General features: G+C 75.5%; 1 protein-coding gene. It reads right to left on the bottom strand.

Annotated features, from left to right (window positions below; all coding sequences use genetic code 11):
* Nucleotides 1-241: arginase family protein (locus ACZ3GY_RS24710; RefSeq protein WP_465912453.1), on the bottom strand; the 241-nt coding region annotated here is incomplete at both ends.

The following is a 241-nucleotide window of genomic DNA, read 5'->3' on the forward strand; positions in this document are numbered from 1 at the left end:
GTTCAGGTCGGGATGCGCGTCGATCCAGACGAGGGCGAGGTCGTCACCCGCGACCGCCGAGACCGCGCCCAGCGCGACGCCGCAGTCGCCCCCGATCGTCACGACGGGCTCGTCGCTCACGCGGACCGCATCCTCGATGCGCTCGCGCATGCGCACGACGGCGCTGAGGCGGTGGATGCCGCTCCCCTGGGAGTCGCCGGCCTCCCGCGGGGCCTCCAGGAAGGTCGTGGCGGCGCGCGGC

This window comes from Pseudomonas sp. PME37.24/006 (assembly GCF_055556635.1).